We start from the raw sequence: 525 nt of genomic DNA on the forward strand, positions 1-525 counted from the left end.
ACCGCGCTCTACCGTCATGGATGAGACTTACAAAGTCGCTATGACTCGATTTGATGACCGCATACGAGTGGCTGGCACCGCTGAGCTTGCCGGTTTCGACCCATCCTTGCCACAAAAGCGCAAAAACACGATTGAGATGGTGGTTCGCGATTTGTTCCCTCGCGGCGGTGATTTCAGCCAAGCAGAATTCTGGACCGGATTTCGCCCAATGACGCCAGATGGCACACCAATCATAGGTGCAACGCCATACGACAACCTCTTTACTAATACTGGGCATGGGACGTTAGGGTGGACAATGGCATGTGGTTCAGGGCACTTATTAGCCAATATCATGACTGGTGAAAAAGCCAAAATCATGGAGAACTCAGAGCTCAACTTACTTCGTTACGCGTAAATAATCGCACAAAAATCAAACAGACCTTTATTCCACATACTGCATAGTAGTTAGCATTTTTAACTCATCGAATATGCAGCACATTAAAATGACAACGTGCTGCATATTTAATCAAACCAATTAATTCCCCA

At 45.9% G+C, this 525-nt stretch carries 1 protein-coding gene; it reads left to right on the forward strand.

Annotated features, from left to right (window positions below; all coding sequences use genetic code 11):
* A partial coding sequence (locus R7Q46_RS30090; RefSeq protein ID WP_318078707.1) for an FAD-dependent oxidoreductase occupies positions 1 to 394 on the forward strand: 394 nt, incomplete at its 5' end.
* Between the last annotated feature and the right edge of the window lie 131 nt (positions 395 to 525).

The sequence above is a fragment of the Vibrio sp. 811 genome, assembly GCF_033339195.1.